A 16,456-nucleotide genomic window follows, 5' to 3' on the forward strand; every position below is an offset into this window, starting at 1 on the left:
TACTTTCCAATCTGATGGCTATTCGCAAAACAAATAATAGCAACCGATTAAACTATCATTTCCCTAATTGTTCTAAAACTTCTTTTACTGTTTCCATATCATCAAAATGTTGCCGAATCCCTTTGATCTCCTGATAGGTTTCATGTCCTTTTCCGGCTATCAAAATAATATCATTCGGCTGCGCCAATTGGCAAGCTGTCTTTATAGCTTGCTTTCTATCGCTTATGCTTAATGTTTTTTTATAATTTTGAGGCGCTACACCTTGTTCCATTTCAGCAATAATAGCATCTGGCTCTTCATTTCTAGGATTGTCCGAAGTGAAAATTGCTTTATCACTGAGCTCCGATGCAATTCCAGCCATAATAGGGCGCTTGGTCTTATCCCTATTTCCTCCACAACCTACAACTGTAATCAGTTGTTCGTTTTTTGTACGAATAGCATTGATAGTTTTTAGCACATTATCTAAAGCATCTGGAGTATGGGCATAATCCACAATTGCCGTGATGTTAGTTGAAGAAACGATAAACTGGAAACGACCTGAAACACTTTCTAAATCAGATAACAATCGGAGTACTTCTAAACTTTCCATTCCAAGCTCAACGGCAGTACCGTATATAGCCAGCAGGTTATAAGCATTAAAGGTTCCTATCAACTTAACCCATACTTCGTTTCCATTTATTTTAAGCAGCAACCCCGATAATTGGTTTTCCAGTATTTGTGCTTTATAATCAGCGTAAGTTTTTAAAGCATAAGTGCACTTTTTAGCGGCAGTATTTTGCAACATTACCTGCCCATTTTTATCGTCTATGTTAGACAATATAAAAGCAGTTTTAGGCAAATGATCGAAAAATGATTTTTTCACATCTCTATATTCTGCAAACGTAGGATGATAATCTAAATGATCGTGTGATAAATTAGTGAATATCCCACCCACAAAATGGAGTGCTTCTGTTCTTTTTTGATGAATCCCATGAGAGCTTACTTCCATAAAACAATAGTCAACATCATTCTCAACCATTGCTGCCAGATAATAATTTATCGTAATAGAATCTGGGGTGGTATGAGTTGCTTTATACTCAACATCATCTACCATTATTTTTACAGTTGACAGTAAACCAACTTTATAACCCGCTTTTTTAAACAATTGATACAACAAAGAGGCAATCGTAGTTTTACCATTTGTTCCTGTTATTCCCACCAATTTTAAATTTTGCGACGGATCACCAAAATAATTTGCAGCCATAAAAGCTAATGCAGAATTCGTGTCTTTAACCTGCACATAGGTAATTCCATTTTCGATCGTATCCGGAAAGGTATCGCATATCACTGCGACGGCACCTTGCAAAATTGCTTTTCCAATAAAATCATGCCCATCAGAAATAGAACCGCGAATAGCTACAAAAATGTCATTATTTTCTATTTTTCTAGAATCAAAATCCATTTTGTTTATGGCGATATCTGTCGGACCTTTCACGGCTTCGATAGCTACTTTGTACAATATGTCTTTTAGTATACTCATGATAATTCCAATAATATCGTTGTGTTTTTTACTAAATTCTGTCCCGCTTCAAGCGATTGTTTTTTAACTTTACCAACCCCTATAACCTTCACTTTCATGCCCAAATTTCCTAATAAAGCGACTGCATCCATTCCTGACATTCCCTTTAAATTTGGAATTATTTGTTGCTTCTTTTGATATTTAGAATAGTAAGCATCATAATTATTTTCTTGTTTTGGAATTTTTCTGTCCAAGTTTTTAATCTCATTTGTGGAAGGCGCATCGGTAAAAATCTTTTGTGCAATTCTTTTAAAAACGGGACCTGCCACATCCGCACCGTAGTAATTATTGAGTGCTGTACTTGGTTTATGCACGACAACTATACACGAATATTTAGGTTCATCAGCAGGAAAGTAACCCACAAAAGAAGATGCATAATATTTTCCAACTCCACCAGCCTTTCCGTAATTCACAGCTGCTGTCCCAGTTTTCCCTGCCATAGAAAAATCCTTAGAATATAATTTCGAAGCCGTTCCTTTTTTTACCACATTTGCTAAAACTGCTTTTAGCTTTGCAATAGTTGCTGGAGAACAAATTCTTGGATTTAAAACTTCCTTCTCATATTTTTTGATGGTTCTGTTCCATTCTTTGATTTCAGAAACAAATTGAGGTTTGACCATTTCACCATTATTAGCAACCGCATTGTAAAAAGCTAAGGTTTGCATTGGCGTGATCGATACTCCGTAACCAAAAGCCATCCATGGAAGGGAAATATTAGACCAATTTTTATCGCTGGGTTGCGGAACGTAAGGCTTTCCTTCTCCTTTAATTGAAAGTCCCAATGGTCTATTTAATCCAAAATTATTAAGATGATTTACAAATTTAGAAGGCTCATTCTTGTAATTATCATAGACCGCTTGCACCATAACCGTATTGGACGAAAGTTCAAAACCCCTTGCTAACGAAATCTTACCGTAACCCCCTTCATGTGAATCGCGCACTTTTTTTCCTGAATAAACTATTACGCCACCTTTGCTATCATAAACAGTACTAGTATCTGCTTTTTTATCTTCTAAAAGCGCCATTAAATCCGCTAGTTTGTAGGTAGAACCAGGTTCGTGAGATTCGGCCACAGCATAATTTGTAGTTTCAAAGTAAGTTCCATCTGTAGCTCTTCCTAAATTAGAAATTGCCTTAACATGACCTGTCTTTGTTTCCATGACCACAACACATCCGTGATCTGCCTGATATAACTCCAACTGTTTTAATAAGGCATGATGAGCAATATCTTGAATATATACGTCAATTGTTGAAATGACATCGTATCCATCCTGAGGGTCCACCTCATTTATATCTCGAATGGGTTTCCACTGTCCTTTGGCGATTTTTTGTTTTAAAATCTTACCGTCTTTACCATTCAAATATTTTCTAAACGCCCACTCAATTCCTTTTCCATCATAAGACTCCCCATTAGAAGTTCTCTCATATCCTACGGTGCGCTCAGCAATTTTCCCTATGGGATGCTCTCGCACTGTTTCTTGTTTAATTACAATTCCTCCTTTATAAGCGCCCAAATTAAACAATGGAAAACCTTTTATTTTAAAATATTGGGTATAACTTAAATTACGAGCAATTAAGTAATACCTGTTTTTATTAGCTCTTGCTTTGCGGAGTTCATTTTCAAAAAAACTAGACGACTTGCCTAATACTGTCGCTAATGAATCTGACAGTGATTTAACATTTTTTTCAAATGATTCCGCTTTGGGAGTAACAGCATCAAAACGTATTTCATAATTAGGAATTGATGTAGCCAATAGACTTCCGTCAGCTGAATAAATATTTCCTTTATTAGCTGGAATCACAAAGTTTCTAACCGTTCTTTCCTTGGCTAACTTTCTATAATAATCTCCTTCGACCCACTGAATATTTGTTAATTTCACAGCAATAGCAATAGCCATGACAAAAATGCCAAAAGCTACCAGATAAATTCTGTACGATATGTGTTTATCTTCTACTGCCATAATTTTTCTAAAAACCCTTTCGCTTTTTCTGCTTTAACTTTTATTTTTACTGGAGGAACTGTTGATGGGAAAATTTCTTTTTCTATCATTTTCTCTGAAACAGTCGATTCCATTTTTAATTTCATTAATTCTGAGCGCCTATCGACAAATTCTGAGCGCAACTCCTTGGCTTTATTTGTCAATTCTGCGATCTTAAATACTTTTTGCTCAAATCGTTGGGTGTTTGCTATCATTAAAATAGCCAACAGAATTATAAAAACGATAAAACGCCAGTTTTTAACCGCATCCTCATTGACAAGGAACCTTGCTTTTAGTAAACTGTATACTCCGTTTTTCATTTTTTATCAACCCCAACCTATCTCTAAAGTAGAGAAGATCTGCAATTGGGTATACTTATTGTTTATATTTTACTTTACACCTACGAAGCTTAGAACTACCTCTTTTCAGCTATTCGTAATTTTGCACTTCTCGCTCTATTATTTTCTTTAATCTCGGCGTTATTTGGAACGATTAATTTTCCCACTGTTTTGAACGGAACCGAAAAATTACCAAAAAAGTCGCGCTCTGGTTCTCCTTCGAACATTCCGTTTTTCATAAATCGCTTCACCAACCTGTCTTCTAACGAATGATAGGAGATCACACTTAATCTTCCATTTGGATTTAATATTTCCAATGACTGTTCTAAAAATTCTTTCAAAACATCCATCTCCTGATTTACTTCTATTCGAATGGCCTGATATATCTGAGCTAATATTTTATTTCGGACTCTCTCTGGTAAAAAACGTGCTAAAACCTCCTTCAATGCATCTGTTGTCTTGATTGGATCTTGTTCTCTAGCCTCTATAATTGTTCTGGCCAAAACGGGTGCATTTTTCAATTCACCATAATCCAAGAACACTCTTTTTAAATTAGCCTCGTCATATTCATTGACCACTCTATACGCATTCAAATCATTTTTCTGACTCATCCTCATATCTAAGTCTGCATCAAAGCGAGTAGAAAAACCGCGTTCTGCAACATCAAATTGATGGGAAGAAACCCCTAGATCTGCCAAAATTCCATCCACTCTTTTTACTCCATAAAAGCGTAAAAACCGTTTTATAAATCTAAAATTTTCATTAATCAACGTAAATCTTTCATCAGCGAGAGCATTGGCTAAAGCATCTTCATCCTGATCAAAAGCAAATAATTTTCCATCTGGACCGAGTCTTTTCAAAATCTCTTTTGAATGTCCACCTCCACCAAAAGTCACATCAACATAAATGCCGTCAGGCTTGATATTTAAGCCATCTACTGATGCTTGAAGCAAAACCGGATTATGATATTCCATTGTCGTCGTCATTTATATTTCCCATTACATCTTCGGCTAAATCTGCAAAATCTACATCTTCGCCGCTTATTGATTTTTCATACAAATCTTTATCCCAAATTTCTACAATATTTACAGCAGAGGAGAAAACTACCTCTTTAGTAATATTGGAGTAAGCCACCAAATCTTTAGGAACTAACAATCGCCCTAAAGCATCAATCTCAACTACTTTGACACCAGCGGTAAACCTGCGAATAAAGTCATTGTTTTTCTTTACAAATCGATTGAGTTTGTTGATTTTTTGCATCATTAAATCCCATTCTTTCATAGGATACAACTCTAAACAAGGCTGAAAAACAGAACGCTTCAAAACGAATCCGTTTTGAAGTGAAGTAGCCAACTGCTTTTTTAAGGGCGCTGGCATGAGCAGCCTCCCTTTAGCATCGACTTTACATTCATATGTTCCGACAATTGTATCCAAGCAAAAAGTATTAAATGATATAAAGCAAAAATATAAAAAATATTACCACAATTTACCACTATATACCACTTTGTTAATAAGTTTAACCACTTTGGGACAAAAACCCTTAATTTATAGACTGTCAAAAGATTAGCCATCCTTTGTCTTATTTGTAAGAAACATAATGTTATAAAAAATAGACCTTAAAAACACAAAGAATTCCTGTTTTTAAATACTATGAGAACCCCTTAAAAAGAACAAAACAGCATGTGAAATTTGAAAAAAAAGTTTCAATTAGCGGAGCCATCTCGATAATTTTACAATTAAAAATTGTTGTAAAAATTCATTTTTATTTATTAAATCCTATATTTGTCAAAATTGAAAATCCGGTTTCACAAAAAATGGAAAAACACTATAAAAAAGAAGGTAGATACAGCTATTATGAAGCTGGCGAAGGAACTCCAATTGTGATCTTGCATGGACTTATGGGCGGACTCAGTAATTTTGACGCTGTGGCCAATTATTTTTCTGCAAGAGGATACAAAATCATCATCCCAGATTTACCCATATACACGCAAAATATTTTGAAAACAAATGTCAAAAGTTTTGCGAAATACGTTAAGGATTTCATCACATTCAAAGGTTTAGAACGCGTGATCCTATTAGGAAACTCCTTGGGTGGCCACATTGCATTATACCACACTAAAATGTATCCTGAAAAAGTAGCTGGGCTTGTAATAACCGGTAGTTCTGGACTTTACGAAAGCGCTATGGGTGACAGTTATCCAAAAAGAGGAGACTACGAGTACATTAAGAAAAAAGCTGAGGATGTGTTCTACGATCCCAAAGTAGCAACTAAAGAGCTTATTGATGAAGTATATGAATCTGTAAATGATCGTATTAAACTGATTAAAACACTGACGATTGCCAAAAGCGCTATTCGTCATAATATGGCTAAAGATTTACCAAAAATGCATGTTCAAACTTGCATTATCTGGGGAAAAAACGACAAAGTTACCCCGCCAGATGTTGCAGAAGAATTTCATAAATTATTACCTAATTCGGCTTTGTATTGGATTGACAAATGCGGTCATGCCGCCATGATGGAACATCCCGACGAATTTAATCGCTTGTTAGAAAATTGGTTAACCCATACTCATTTAGCCGTACACTAAACATAGAAGGAGAATTTTATACCCTGAAAAAATGAAAATTAATACCGCCGAATTTGTTATCAGCAACTCCGATGTAAGCAAATGTCCTAAAGACTTTTTGCCGGAATATGCTTTTATAGGCCGATCAAATGTTGGGAAATCCTCTTTGATCAACATGATAACAAATCAGAAAAAATTAGCAAAAACTTCTGGAAGACCTGGGAAAACTCAACTGATTAATCATTTTTTGATTAATAATAATTGGTTTCTAGTGGATTTACCAGGTTATGGTTATGCTAAAGTTTCTAAAAAAACAAAATCCATTTTTCAAGAATTTATCACGGATTATTTTGAAACAAGAGAGCAATTAGTTTGTGCTTTTGTGTTAATAGACATCCGTCATGAAGCACAAACGATAGACATCGAATTTATGTCGTACATGGGGGAAAGTGAAATTCCTTTTTGTATTGTTTTTACCAAAGCAGATAAAATCAGTAAGGTGAAAATTGATTCTCATGTTGCCGCTTACAAAAAGAAAATGTTTGCTAACAACTGGGCCGAAATGCCACATTATTTTGTAACCTCAGCTACAGAATCTACCGGAAAAGAAGAATTATTGAGTTATATAGACGAAGTAAATCAAGAGGTCTTCAAAAACAATGCTCAGTTTTAGAAATAGGCTACTTTTCATAAAATAAAAAAATCCCAAAACTTAATTTAGTTTTGGGATTTTTGCTTTAGTACCACCCTTAACATAACTACTAAAATTCGACTCCGTTTTTTTTGATATCTGTTCCGACTATTTTTTGACCGTGCAGAAAAATTGAAATGCAGATAAAATCAACTAATTCCTAATCGAGGTCGAATTTCTCCTCCAACTATTAGCACCGAAGCATACTACATTACTGCTTTTTTAGGTCCAATTTCTCAGCAAAATATTCGCAGAAATCTTTCATTGTATCCGCCATCTTTTCATCATCTGTGGCCCGTTTAAATGTTTCCGACATCGCTACTAAAGTCTGGTGAAAGAAAATTTTCATTTCGTCGACTGGCATATCTTTTGTCCATAAATCAATCCGCATACTTTCTTTTGCTTTGCTGTCCCAAACGGACAACATAATTGCTTTTGCCTCCTCTAACTCGACTCCTCCATCTTTTGCAGACCACATTAATTTTTCTGGAACACGATTTTCATCTAATTCGACTAGAAACTTAATTTCTGATGTGTTTTTATTTGACATTATTTCTTGGGTTTGTATTTTGATTTAATAAAAATTTCTTTCGCATTTGTTTTCAACAAATCCGCAATAGGCAATTCATTATTTTTTGCATAAGATCGCACAATCTGCCAACCTAACCATGCTCCAACTTGTCCTGGTGAATCATTATCAATTTCTAAATAAAATTTAGAAAATGGCGCCGGATTTATAAATCTAGGGACTAATTTTTGATCACTGCTGTAAAGCATTTCTTTTTCAATAAAATAACGCCACATGTAACTTTCATTTTCCTGACACCAAACTATTTGTTCAGGAGTATATCCCATTTTTTCGGCATCTGAATAAGTAGGCAATAATAAATCTTTTAAATACAATTGCTTTCCTTGATAAATCATCTGACTTAATAAATCTTTGTCTAGTATTGGCGCAATTTTACGGCCAGCAAAACTTGAAACCACATCTGGCGCAATCTGCCTTTGCTCAAAATTTTGTTTTAAATAATTTGGAAACTGATAAAACTTATGATCCTTCCCTAAATACAATTCAAGGGATACAATGACCAGACTGTCCGCATAGATAACTTTATTTTTATAATCCATTTCAGAGATTATTGTAATTACTTTGGGGGTTTTGGTTTGTGGAAAGTAGTATTTAATATGTTTAAAAAGCGTTTCTAATTCTTCTTTAACGGGTTCAAAATCAGCATATTTTTTTTGAACTTCGGTATACAATTCTCTCCAAATAGGATCTTGCATTTTATTTAACCAAACACTGTTGTCATTTCCTAAAGGAAAGAAAAAAGGAAATTCTTTTTTTACTTTTTCTAAATTCTGTGGCGGTGTTTCAAAAAATATTTTATCAAAACGTACTACCTTCACTTCCATAGGAATGGCTGTTACAGCACTTTCAACTTTACTTTTCTTGTCACAAGACAAAACGAAGAGGCAAAAGACTACAAGAAACAGATATTTTTTCATATATATTAATTAAATTTGTTCCCAAAGCATTCTGGGAAACGAAAGCACAAGACAACTATTTTGCAAATATACATTCCTGCTTTTTAAAACGTAAACTATTATGACTAAAAAAAGTACAATTCAAGTTGAAAAAGTGAATATCCAAATTGTAAACTGGCTGAAAAGTTATGCTGAGAATGCAAAGGTAAATGGATTTGTTATAGGCATATCAGGTGGAGTAGATTCAGCCGTTACCTCAACCTTGTGCGCTCAAACAGGATTGCAGGTTTTATGCGTAGAAATGCCAATCCATCAAGCAGTAAGTCATGTCACTAGAGGACGAGAACATATTGAACAGTTAAAGCAACGATTCCCTAATGTTACTAGTATTGAAGCGGACCTAACCCGTGTTTTTGACACCTTCCAATCAGCAGTTCCTGGCGATTCAAATGAAGCCAAAGTATCCTTAGCACTAGCCAATACTCGCGCACGATTACGAATGACCACTTTATATTACTTTGCTGGAATTCATGGCTTGTTGGTTGCCGGAACCGGTAATAAAGTAGAAGATTTTGGAGTTGGTTTCTATACAAAATATGGAGATGGCGGAGTGGATTTGAGTCCAATTGCCGATTTAATGAAATCCGAGGTCTATTTATTAGGCCGTTTTTTAAAAATACCAGAGTCCATATTAGAAGCCTCCCCAACAGATGGCCTATTTGGTGATGACAGGACAGATGAAGATCAATTAGGAGCTAGTTATGATGAGCTAGAATGGGCAATGACGCAGGATGAAGCTAGAAAAAATAAGGATGACTTTTCAGGAAGAGAAAAAATTGTTTTCGAAATTTACAAACGATTAAACACCATTAATCAACATAAAATGACACCAATTCCGGTTTGTTTTGTGATAAAAGAGTAAAGAAATCATATTTTATATTGATTTACAATTAATTACAGAATTTATTTATTAATTTTACAGCTCCAATTACAATTAAAAACAATTCTAAAAATTAAAAATTATGATTAAAGTATGTATAGCCGATAATTTCCCTGTTGTGCATTTTGGAGTAAAATCTTACTTTAAAGATAATGCAGACATCTCAATAGTTGCCAACGTGGGCAATTTCCTGATGGTGAGGGATATCCTTCAAACAAAAGACATTGATGTATTAGTATTAGATTTGGAGCTGGAAGGTCTTTCCAGTATTTTTGAGGTTAAAGCGGTCTTGAAAAATTTTCCAAAAACAAAAATTATTATCTTCAGTGGTCTTTCTGAACAAATTTATGCGCCAAATGCCATAAAAGCTGGAGTATCTGGCTTTGTGCATAAATCAGAAAAGTTAGAGACTTTAGGTATTTCTATCATTAAAGTCTATCAAGGTAAGATCATAATGAACGAAACCGTGAAGAAAAACTTAGCGTTGATTGCTAAACAAAGCAAGAGTGAGCGTTTGTATCGTAAGCTGTCCAATCGAGAAGTGGAAGTATTGCGTTATTTAAGTGGAGGAAAAAAGAATCATGAAATTGCTGAAATTTTAGGACTCAACGAAAAAACGATCAGTACGTACAAATTGCGATTGCTTACAAAACTAAACGTTACCAATTTAGTAGACTTAGTAGAAAAAGCAAAAAAACTAGAGATTGTTTAGCACTAGCTAAAGGATACTCCTCCTGTTTTTTTTTAACTAAAAAAAGATTACGAATTACGAAAAGCGCTGTAACATCCGAATTTGATTCTGATGTCACAGCGCTTTTTTATTCTTGCCACTTGATGAAAACTTGAAATTTTGTGTTTTTCAATGGTAGCGCACTACGACTCTTCCTAATTTCCTTGAAAATTTTCCTCTAAGTTCGATATAATTCATTACCATGGTTAAGGATTCCATATTATCAGAATCTGGTTCATTTGACACCGCATTTTTTAAATCTTCGATAATCTCACTGAGTAAGAACCATCTGAGAGTAAACAACGTATCCGAAATACTCTGATTTAGTGTTTCTTCTTTGGTTTTTGGAAATATATTCTGACCAATCCAGTCGTGCAATACGTATTTCTCATCCTCCATCATAATACTTGTTACCTCTTGAGGAACACCCGCCTGCAAATGACTTATATATTTTTCCACACCAGAATCTTCGTTTTGAAGGTAATAATTAATTAAATCACCATAAATTTCCTTGAATATTGGACTTGTAAACTCTACTTCATCTTCTTGTAAACTTAAATATATTTTTTGAAAAATCTTTAATTCTTTCATCTCAGAAACTTCTATGATTTCTCCTTCTTCATTGGCCTTCATCAATACTTCTTCAAAATTCTCTGTCTTGTTTCCGTATAACAAAAGAACTTTGATAATCTCCCGTTCAAATAGATAAAGAGAATCCACTTTATCCGCTGGATTTATACTTTCATTTTTCACAAAGTCAAACGCCTTTTGAACTTGTTTTTGCTTTTTGTCCACTTCATTAACCTCTTTTTGGACTAATTGCGCTAAAGTACTTTGCAAAACTTGTTCTGAAATATCCATTATCCTAGAACACTCTTGAATGTAAATTTCTCTCTGGATTCTATCTGGAATTTTCGAAATACTAACAACCATATCCCGAATCAAATCAGCTTTTTTGATAGGGTCATTTTTAGCTTCATTCATCAAAAGAAATGCTTTGAACTGAATAAAATCTTTGGCGTTATTCTCTAAATATAAAATTAAATCCTCATAGGATGTTTTCTTGGCAAAACTATCTGGATCTTCTCCATCAGGAAAAGTACATACTTTCACGTTCATGCCCTCTTCTAGAATCAAATCGATTCCACGGATAGAAGCACGTAATCCTGCTGCATCGCCATCAAAAAGCACGGTGATATTTTTTGTTAATCGGTTTACTAATCGGATTTGGTCGGGTGTTAATGCTGTACCAGAAGAAGCAACGACATTCTCAATTCCCGCTTGATTGAACTGAATTACATCTGTATATCCTTCTACTAAATAACAATTATTCAGTTTAGCGATAGATTGTTTGGCTTGATAAATCCCATAAAGCACTTTACTTTTGTGGTAAATATCACTTTCAGGCGAATTTAAATATTTTGCTGCTTTTTTATCATTGGTAAGAATCCGTCCTCCAAAACCCAGCACTCTTCCTGACATACTTTGGATAGGAAACATCACGCGTCCTTTGAAACGATCAAACGGTCTGTCTTCTCTAGGGATTGTCAACCCTGTGCTTTCCAGAAAGTCTAATTGATAGCCTTTACCAAGCGCTTCTTTTGTAAATGCATCCCAGGCTTCGGGTGAATAACCTAGACTAAATTTCTTTATTGTTTCATTGGTAAACCCTCGTTCTTTAAAGTAGGAATACCCAATCGCCTTTCCTTCTTCGGAGTTTAAAAGCGTATTATGAAAGTAGGTTTTTGCAAATTCCGAGACCAAATACATGCTTTCTCGGACATCAGTATTGGCTTTCTCTTCATCCGTTTGCTCCGTTTCTTCAATTTCAATATTGTACTTTTTGGCTAAATAGCGAATCGCTTCCGGATAAGTAAACTTTTCGTGTTCCATCAAAAAAGCCACAGAGTTACCTCCTTTTCCTGAGCTGAAATCCTTCCAAATTCCTTTGGCGGGTGAAACCATAAACGATGGAGAGCGCTCTTCAGAGAAAGGACTCAACCCCTTGAAGTTAGATCCGGCTCGTTTTAAATTTACGAAATCACCAATAACCTCCTCAACTCGAGCAGTTTCGAAAACAGTATCTATAGTAGCTTTTGAAATCAATATTTTTATTTTGGAAATCCAAAGTTACAAAGTTTAGCGCGACAAAATTATACGTACAATGAATAAAATCAAACATCCTTGCACTTTCCTACTTTCGCAATAGTTTCAAGAAACTAAAATGCACTAAACCTGAATTCTAAATATTATTTAAGGCTAAAAAACTTACTTTTAAGATTGATTTCCACAAGAATCATAATTTCCTTTTTAATCACGGTTCATTTATAATTAAATATGCGTTCATTTGCAAATGATTTCCAAACCAGTAGTTTAATTTAATACCTCATAAGTAATCCTTTTTATGGTAATAAAACCTTTATCAAAGACTAAAAAGGCAAATTCTAATTTGCTGTTAAATACTAGCTTCCAAAAAAAATTAGAAGAAAATTTATTATTTCTCTCCGAAATAGGTATAATTTCAGCTGCTTTTATCACATTCCGTGAGCATGAAAATCATTCTATTCAAGCTAAGGTTGGCTTGGAGACTTTAAGTAATCCAAACGATATTATTTGTTTTGAAGAATTAGTAAAAAACAATGAAGTCTTACTTATTTCTGACATCAAAAAAGATTGCAGATATCAATCACTTGACCATACTGAGTCGGTTCCCTTTTTTGAGTTTTTCGCAGGTTTTCCTATAACTATATCTGAACTTTTTACAGGAACACTTTGCATATTAGATAAAACGTCCAGAGAATTGTCCTGCAATGATTTAAAAATCATAAAACAATCCGTTAGCAGCATAGAATCTATAGCACAGCTAAATATAAAGAACCAAGAGTTGCAAGCGCTCAAGAATCACAATAGAATAAAATTTCAAATGTTTGAAGAAAATTCAAAGGAGATTTTATATCAGATTAATTTAGAAGGAGTGCTCACTTACGTATCAAAAAATTGGACAACTTCTGTGGGACACGAATTGATTGAAGTTATTGGAACAAACTTTTCCCAATTTATCCATCCAGATGACATTGAAAAGTGTACTGTCTACTTCAATTCTATAACTCTTAATAAAAAAAATAGCAAACAAATTTCCTATAGATTACTACACAAGAAAGGGCACTATGTTTGGCATTCCTCTTGTGTACAATTATTTGAAAAGGATGAAGGACCTTTTTATATTGGCAACTGCACGGACATCACAGAATTTATAGAAACTGAACAGAAACTGAATCAACAAAAAGATTTCTACGAAACTATATTGAATAGTTTACCAACCGATGTTGTGGTTTTTGATATCCACCATAAATACCAATATTTAAATCCTGTTGCTATTAAAAACAAAGAACTTCGTGAATTTATCATTGGGAAAGATGATTTTGAATACGCAGCACACCTGAATAGAGATTCCTCCATTGCCAAGAGTCGTCGAGAAAGGTTTCTCGCCACACTTCAAAACAGAGAGACCTCTTTCTGGGAGGAAACTTTACATGCAGTAAATGACGGTAAAACCTATCATAACCGCAAATTTACTCCCGTTTTTAATGATGATGGAAGTTTTAAAATGATGATTGGTTTTAGTGTTAACATCACAGAAAGTAAAAACATAGAAGCGGAAATAATCCAAAGTAGAGAATTAATCAAAAATATTTTAAATAATACCGCCGTAGGAATTTTGGTTCAAGGACCCAACTCGGAAATTTTAGAAAATAATTTAGCTGCCTGCGAGATGCTTGGACTTACGCAAGACCAACTTTTAGGAAAGACCTCTTTTAATGACTACTGGCAGGTAATTCACGAAAATGGCACCAACTTTAAACCGGAAGAACATCCTGTACCGCAGTGCATACAGTCCTTAAAACCAGTCAACAATATAGTAATGGGGGTTCATCGACCAACCAAAAAAGATTTGGTTTGGTTATTGGTTGATGCTATACCCATTTTTAACAATAATCAGGAATTGCTTTATGTAATTTGTTCTTTCAACAATATTACCCACCAAAAAAACACCGAAGAAGCGTTGAAAATTAGCAATGAGCGTTTTACTTATGCCACTAAAGCAACATCTGATGTAATTTGGGATTGGGAAATAAGATCTGAAAATCTTATAATTGGAGAAAATTACACGAAGCTTTTTGGTCATAAAATAAATAACAAAAATAACTTTTTAAAAGTAACCGAATTTAATAACCTGATTCATCCTGATGACTTAGAAAGAGTTCTTAAAAACGTCAACAAAACACTTGAAAGTAAAGCAACAACTTGGTACGATGAATTTCGCTATTTAAAATCTGATGGTTCTTATGCTTATTTAATAGATACGGCCTATATTATCCGAAACAAATCAAACAAAGCGATTCGTATGATTGGAGCTCAAACGGATATCACCACTAAGAAAAAAGTTAGTGAAGAATTACGCATAAGTGAGGAAAAATTTAAAGGGGCATTTGAACATTCTGCTGTAGGAATGGCGATTATAGATCTCGATGGTTTTTGGATCGAAACAAATGCAAGATCATGGGAAATATTAGGCTATTCTAAGGAAGAGTTTAAAAAATTAACTTGCCTAATGATGACCCATCCAGATGATATAGAAGCAGATGTAATCAATAAAAAAAGATTGACTTTAGGTTTAGCGCCAAATTTCAATGTGGAAAAAAGATACATCCATAAAAACAAATCTATAGTATGGGTTCATTTGTCTGTATCAGTAGTAAGGGATAATGAAGGAGCAATTATGCATTATATTCCACAGATTATAGATATTACCGAAAGAAAAAAAATAGAAGCAGAAAACAAATTACTAACAGAGGAAAATTTCAGAAATAAAGCAATCCAACTTAATGAAGCTAAAAACAGGTACCGACTTTTGGCAGATAACACACTTGATTTAGTTTGTTTGCATAATTTAGATACTACTTTTCAATATGTCTCTCCCTCCGTTTACAAACTTTTAGGCTACAGTCCTGAATACTTAATAGGAAAATCACCTTTAGCATTTACACATCCCGATGATGTAGAAAACCTACAAGAGAACATTTCAATTTTATTAACTAAAAAGGAAGATGTGACCGTACAAACTAGATATAGAAACACAAATGGACAGTACGTATGGTTTGAAACCAAAGCTAATTTAGTTAAAGTAAATGGAATCCCGGTTAGTTTTCATTCAGGAACAAGAGAAATTACTGTACAAAAAGAAGCAGAGGAATCTATTAAGAAAACACTGGCTCAGGAACAAAAACTAAACGAGTTACGCACCAACTTAGTTTCGACCATATCACATGAGTTTAGAACCCCGATGACAACTATTAGAACAAGTGCAGAATTAATAGAAATGTATACTGAAGGGCAAACATTTAAAAACTCTGACCGACTGCAAAAGCATTTATACACCATTACCAATGAAATAGATCGCATTGTCGAACTAATGAATACAGTATTGACTATTTCTAGAGAAGATTCAGGAAAGACTAATTTTAGTCCAATTCCTTTCGACTTAAAGCAAGTTTGTTTGGATGTAATTGAAACCAGTTACTCCAATCAAAAAGATGGCCGAACCGTAAAAACAGCCATTCAGGGAAATTTATTTCCTGTTCTTGCAGATAGGAATCTAATGGAATACGCGCTGTTCAATGTTTTAAATAACGCTTTTAAATATTCTGAAGGATTTGGCGACATCGTCCTTTCTCTTTTTACTAGAGACACTACCGTTAGTGTTGAAATTATTGACTTTGGTATCGGGATTCCAAAAATAGATCAGCATAAACTTTTCAACACCTTTTTTAGAGCTAGGAATACTGATGGGATTCAAGGTACTGGTTTAGGGCTTTATATAGTAAAAACATTTACTGAAAAAAATTCGGGAATTGTGAAACTCGAAAGTAAATTAGGAAAAGGCACAAAAATAACCTTAGAATTTCCACTGCATCATACCAACGAATGCTAATCAATACTATTTTAGTCCAAATACAATTTTGATTTCGAGCTAGAAAGCACACCTTCCTCTTTAGCACAAATTAATTTGTTATTGACAAACTGGTCAAGCAATGAATAAGCGTGAAAATATGCTTTTTAGATAGTGTTATTGCTAAAAACTCAGAACCTTTTGTGTTTAGTACTAAC

Annotated in this window: 13 protein-coding genes; 5 read left to right on the top strand and 8 right to left on the bottom strand. The window is 34.3% G+C overall.

Translation table 11 applies throughout. The annotated features are described in order from the left end of the window. Nucleotides 1-55 precede the first annotated feature (55 nt). The 5 genes from IWX83_RS01760 to mraZ all read right to left on the bottom strand — a co-directional run bounded on the left by IWX83_RS01760 (nucleotide 56) and on the right by mraZ (nucleotide 5,309). Nucleotides 56-1,519, bottom strand: coding sequence for a UDP-N-acetylmuramoyl-L-alanyl-D-glutamate--2,6-diaminopimelate ligase (locus IWX83_RS01760; RefSeq protein ID WP_196827220.1), 1,464 nt, complete (start codon nucleotides 1,517-1,519; stop codon nucleotides 56-58). Continuing rightward, a complete protein-coding gene (locus IWX83_RS01765; protein ID WP_196827222.1) occupies nucleotides 1,516-3,519 on the bottom strand; it encodes a penicillin-binding protein in 2,004 nt (667 codons plus the stop codon). The genes IWX83_RS01760 and IWX83_RS01765 overlap by 4 nt, the downstream gene beginning before the upstream one ends. After that, entirely contained in the window at nucleotides 3,510-3,857 is a 348-nt protein-coding gene (locus IWX83_RS01770; protein WP_073351958.1) for an FtsL-like putative cell division protein, read from the bottom strand. Before IWX83_RS01770 ends, IWX83_RS01765 begins: the two co-directional genes overlap by 10 nt. Nucleotides 3,858-3,952: 95 nt before the next feature. Next, on the bottom strand, nucleotides 3,953-4,861 hold the full coding sequence (rsmH, locus tag IWX83_RS01775) for a 16S rRNA (cytosine(1402)-N(4))-methyltransferase RsmH (RefSeq protein WP_196827224.1): 909 nt from the start codon (nucleotides 4,859-4,861) through the stop codon (nucleotides 3,953-3,955). Further along, the gene (mraZ, locus tag IWX83_RS01780) at nucleotides 4,836-5,309 is read right to left on the bottom strand and encodes a division/cell wall cluster transcriptional repressor MraZ (RefSeq protein WP_073351956.1); all 474 of its coding nucleotides are present in this window, start codon (nucleotides 5,307-5,309) and stop codon (nucleotides 4,836-4,838) included. The genes rsmH and mraZ overlap by 26 nt, the downstream gene beginning before the upstream one ends. 380 nt (nucleotides 5,310-5,689) lie before the next feature. Between mraZ and IWX83_RS01785 the strand changes: the two genes are divergently transcribed. Both IWX83_RS01785 and yihA read left to right on the top strand, forming a co-directional pair. After that, nucleotides 5,690-6,463: an alpha/beta fold hydrolase gene (locus IWX83_RS01785; RefSeq protein ID WP_196827226.1), complete on the top strand. Its 774-nt coding sequence runs from the start codon at nucleotides 5,690-5,692 to the stop codon at nucleotides 6,461-6,463. Between the two features lie 31 nt (nucleotides 6,464-6,494). After that, a complete protein-coding gene (yihA, locus tag IWX83_RS01790) occupies nucleotides 6,495-7,115 on the top strand; it encodes a ribosome biogenesis GTP-binding protein YihA/YsxC (RefSeq protein ID WP_066079974.1) in 621 nt (206 codons plus the stop codon). Between the two features lie 229 nt (nucleotides 7,116-7,344). Here the strand turns inward: yihA and gldC are convergent, their stop codons facing one another. After that, complete coding sequence (gene gldC, locus IWX83_RS01795; RefSeq protein ID WP_066079977.1) at nucleotides 7,345-7,683, bottom strand: gliding motility protein GldC; 339 nt, start codon at nucleotides 7,681-7,683, stop codon at nucleotides 7,345-7,347. Beyond that, nucleotides 7,683-8,639, bottom strand: a complete 957-nt coding sequence (gene gldB, locus IWX83_RS01800; protein WP_196827228.1) for a gliding motility lipoprotein GldB — start codon at nucleotides 8,637-8,639, stop codon at nucleotides 7,683-7,685. The genes gldC and gldB overlap by 1 nt, the downstream gene beginning before the upstream one ends. Before the next feature lie 100 nt (nucleotides 8,640-8,739). Here gldB and nadE point away from each other — a divergent pair, with 100 nt between their 5' ends. Both nadE and IWX83_RS01810 read left to right on the top strand, forming a co-directional pair. Further along, complete coding sequence (nadE, locus tag IWX83_RS01805) at nucleotides 8,740-9,540, top strand: NAD(+) synthase (RefSeq protein ID WP_073351945.1); 801 nt, start codon at nucleotides 8,740-8,742, stop codon at nucleotides 9,538-9,540. 100 nt (nucleotides 9,541-9,640) lie between these two features. Further along, complete coding sequence (locus IWX83_RS01810; RefSeq protein WP_066079986.1) at nucleotides 9,641-10,270, top strand: response regulator transcription factor; 630 nt, start codon at nucleotides 9,641-9,643, stop codon at nucleotides 10,268-10,270. A gap of 147 nt (nucleotides 10,271-10,417) precedes the next feature. Here the strand turns inward: IWX83_RS01810 and dnaG are convergent, their stop codons facing one another. After that, nucleotides 10,418-12,394 (bottom strand): DNA primase, encoded by a 1,977-nt coding sequence (gene dnaG / locus IWX83_RS01815; RefSeq protein ID WP_196827230.1) that lies wholly within the window; start codon nucleotides 12,392-12,394, stop codon nucleotides 10,418-10,420. Between the two features lie 298 nt (nucleotides 12,395-12,692). On the opposite strand from dnaG, the gene IWX83_RS01820 reads away from it, so the two are divergent. Then, nucleotides 12,693-16,280 carry a PAS domain S-box protein gene (locus tag IWX83_RS01820; protein ID WP_196827232.1) on the top strand — a complete coding sequence of 1,196 codons (3,588 nt, stop codon included), beginning with the start codon at nucleotides 12,693-12,695 and terminating at the stop codon, nucleotides 16,278-16,280. The last annotated feature ends 176 nt before the right edge of the window (nucleotides 16,281-16,456 follow it).

It is taken from the genome of Flavobacterium sp. CG_9.1, from assembly GCF_015751645.1.
GTDB lineage: Bacteria > Bacteroidota > Bacteroidia > Flavobacteriales > Flavobacteriaceae > Flavobacterium > Flavobacterium xanthum.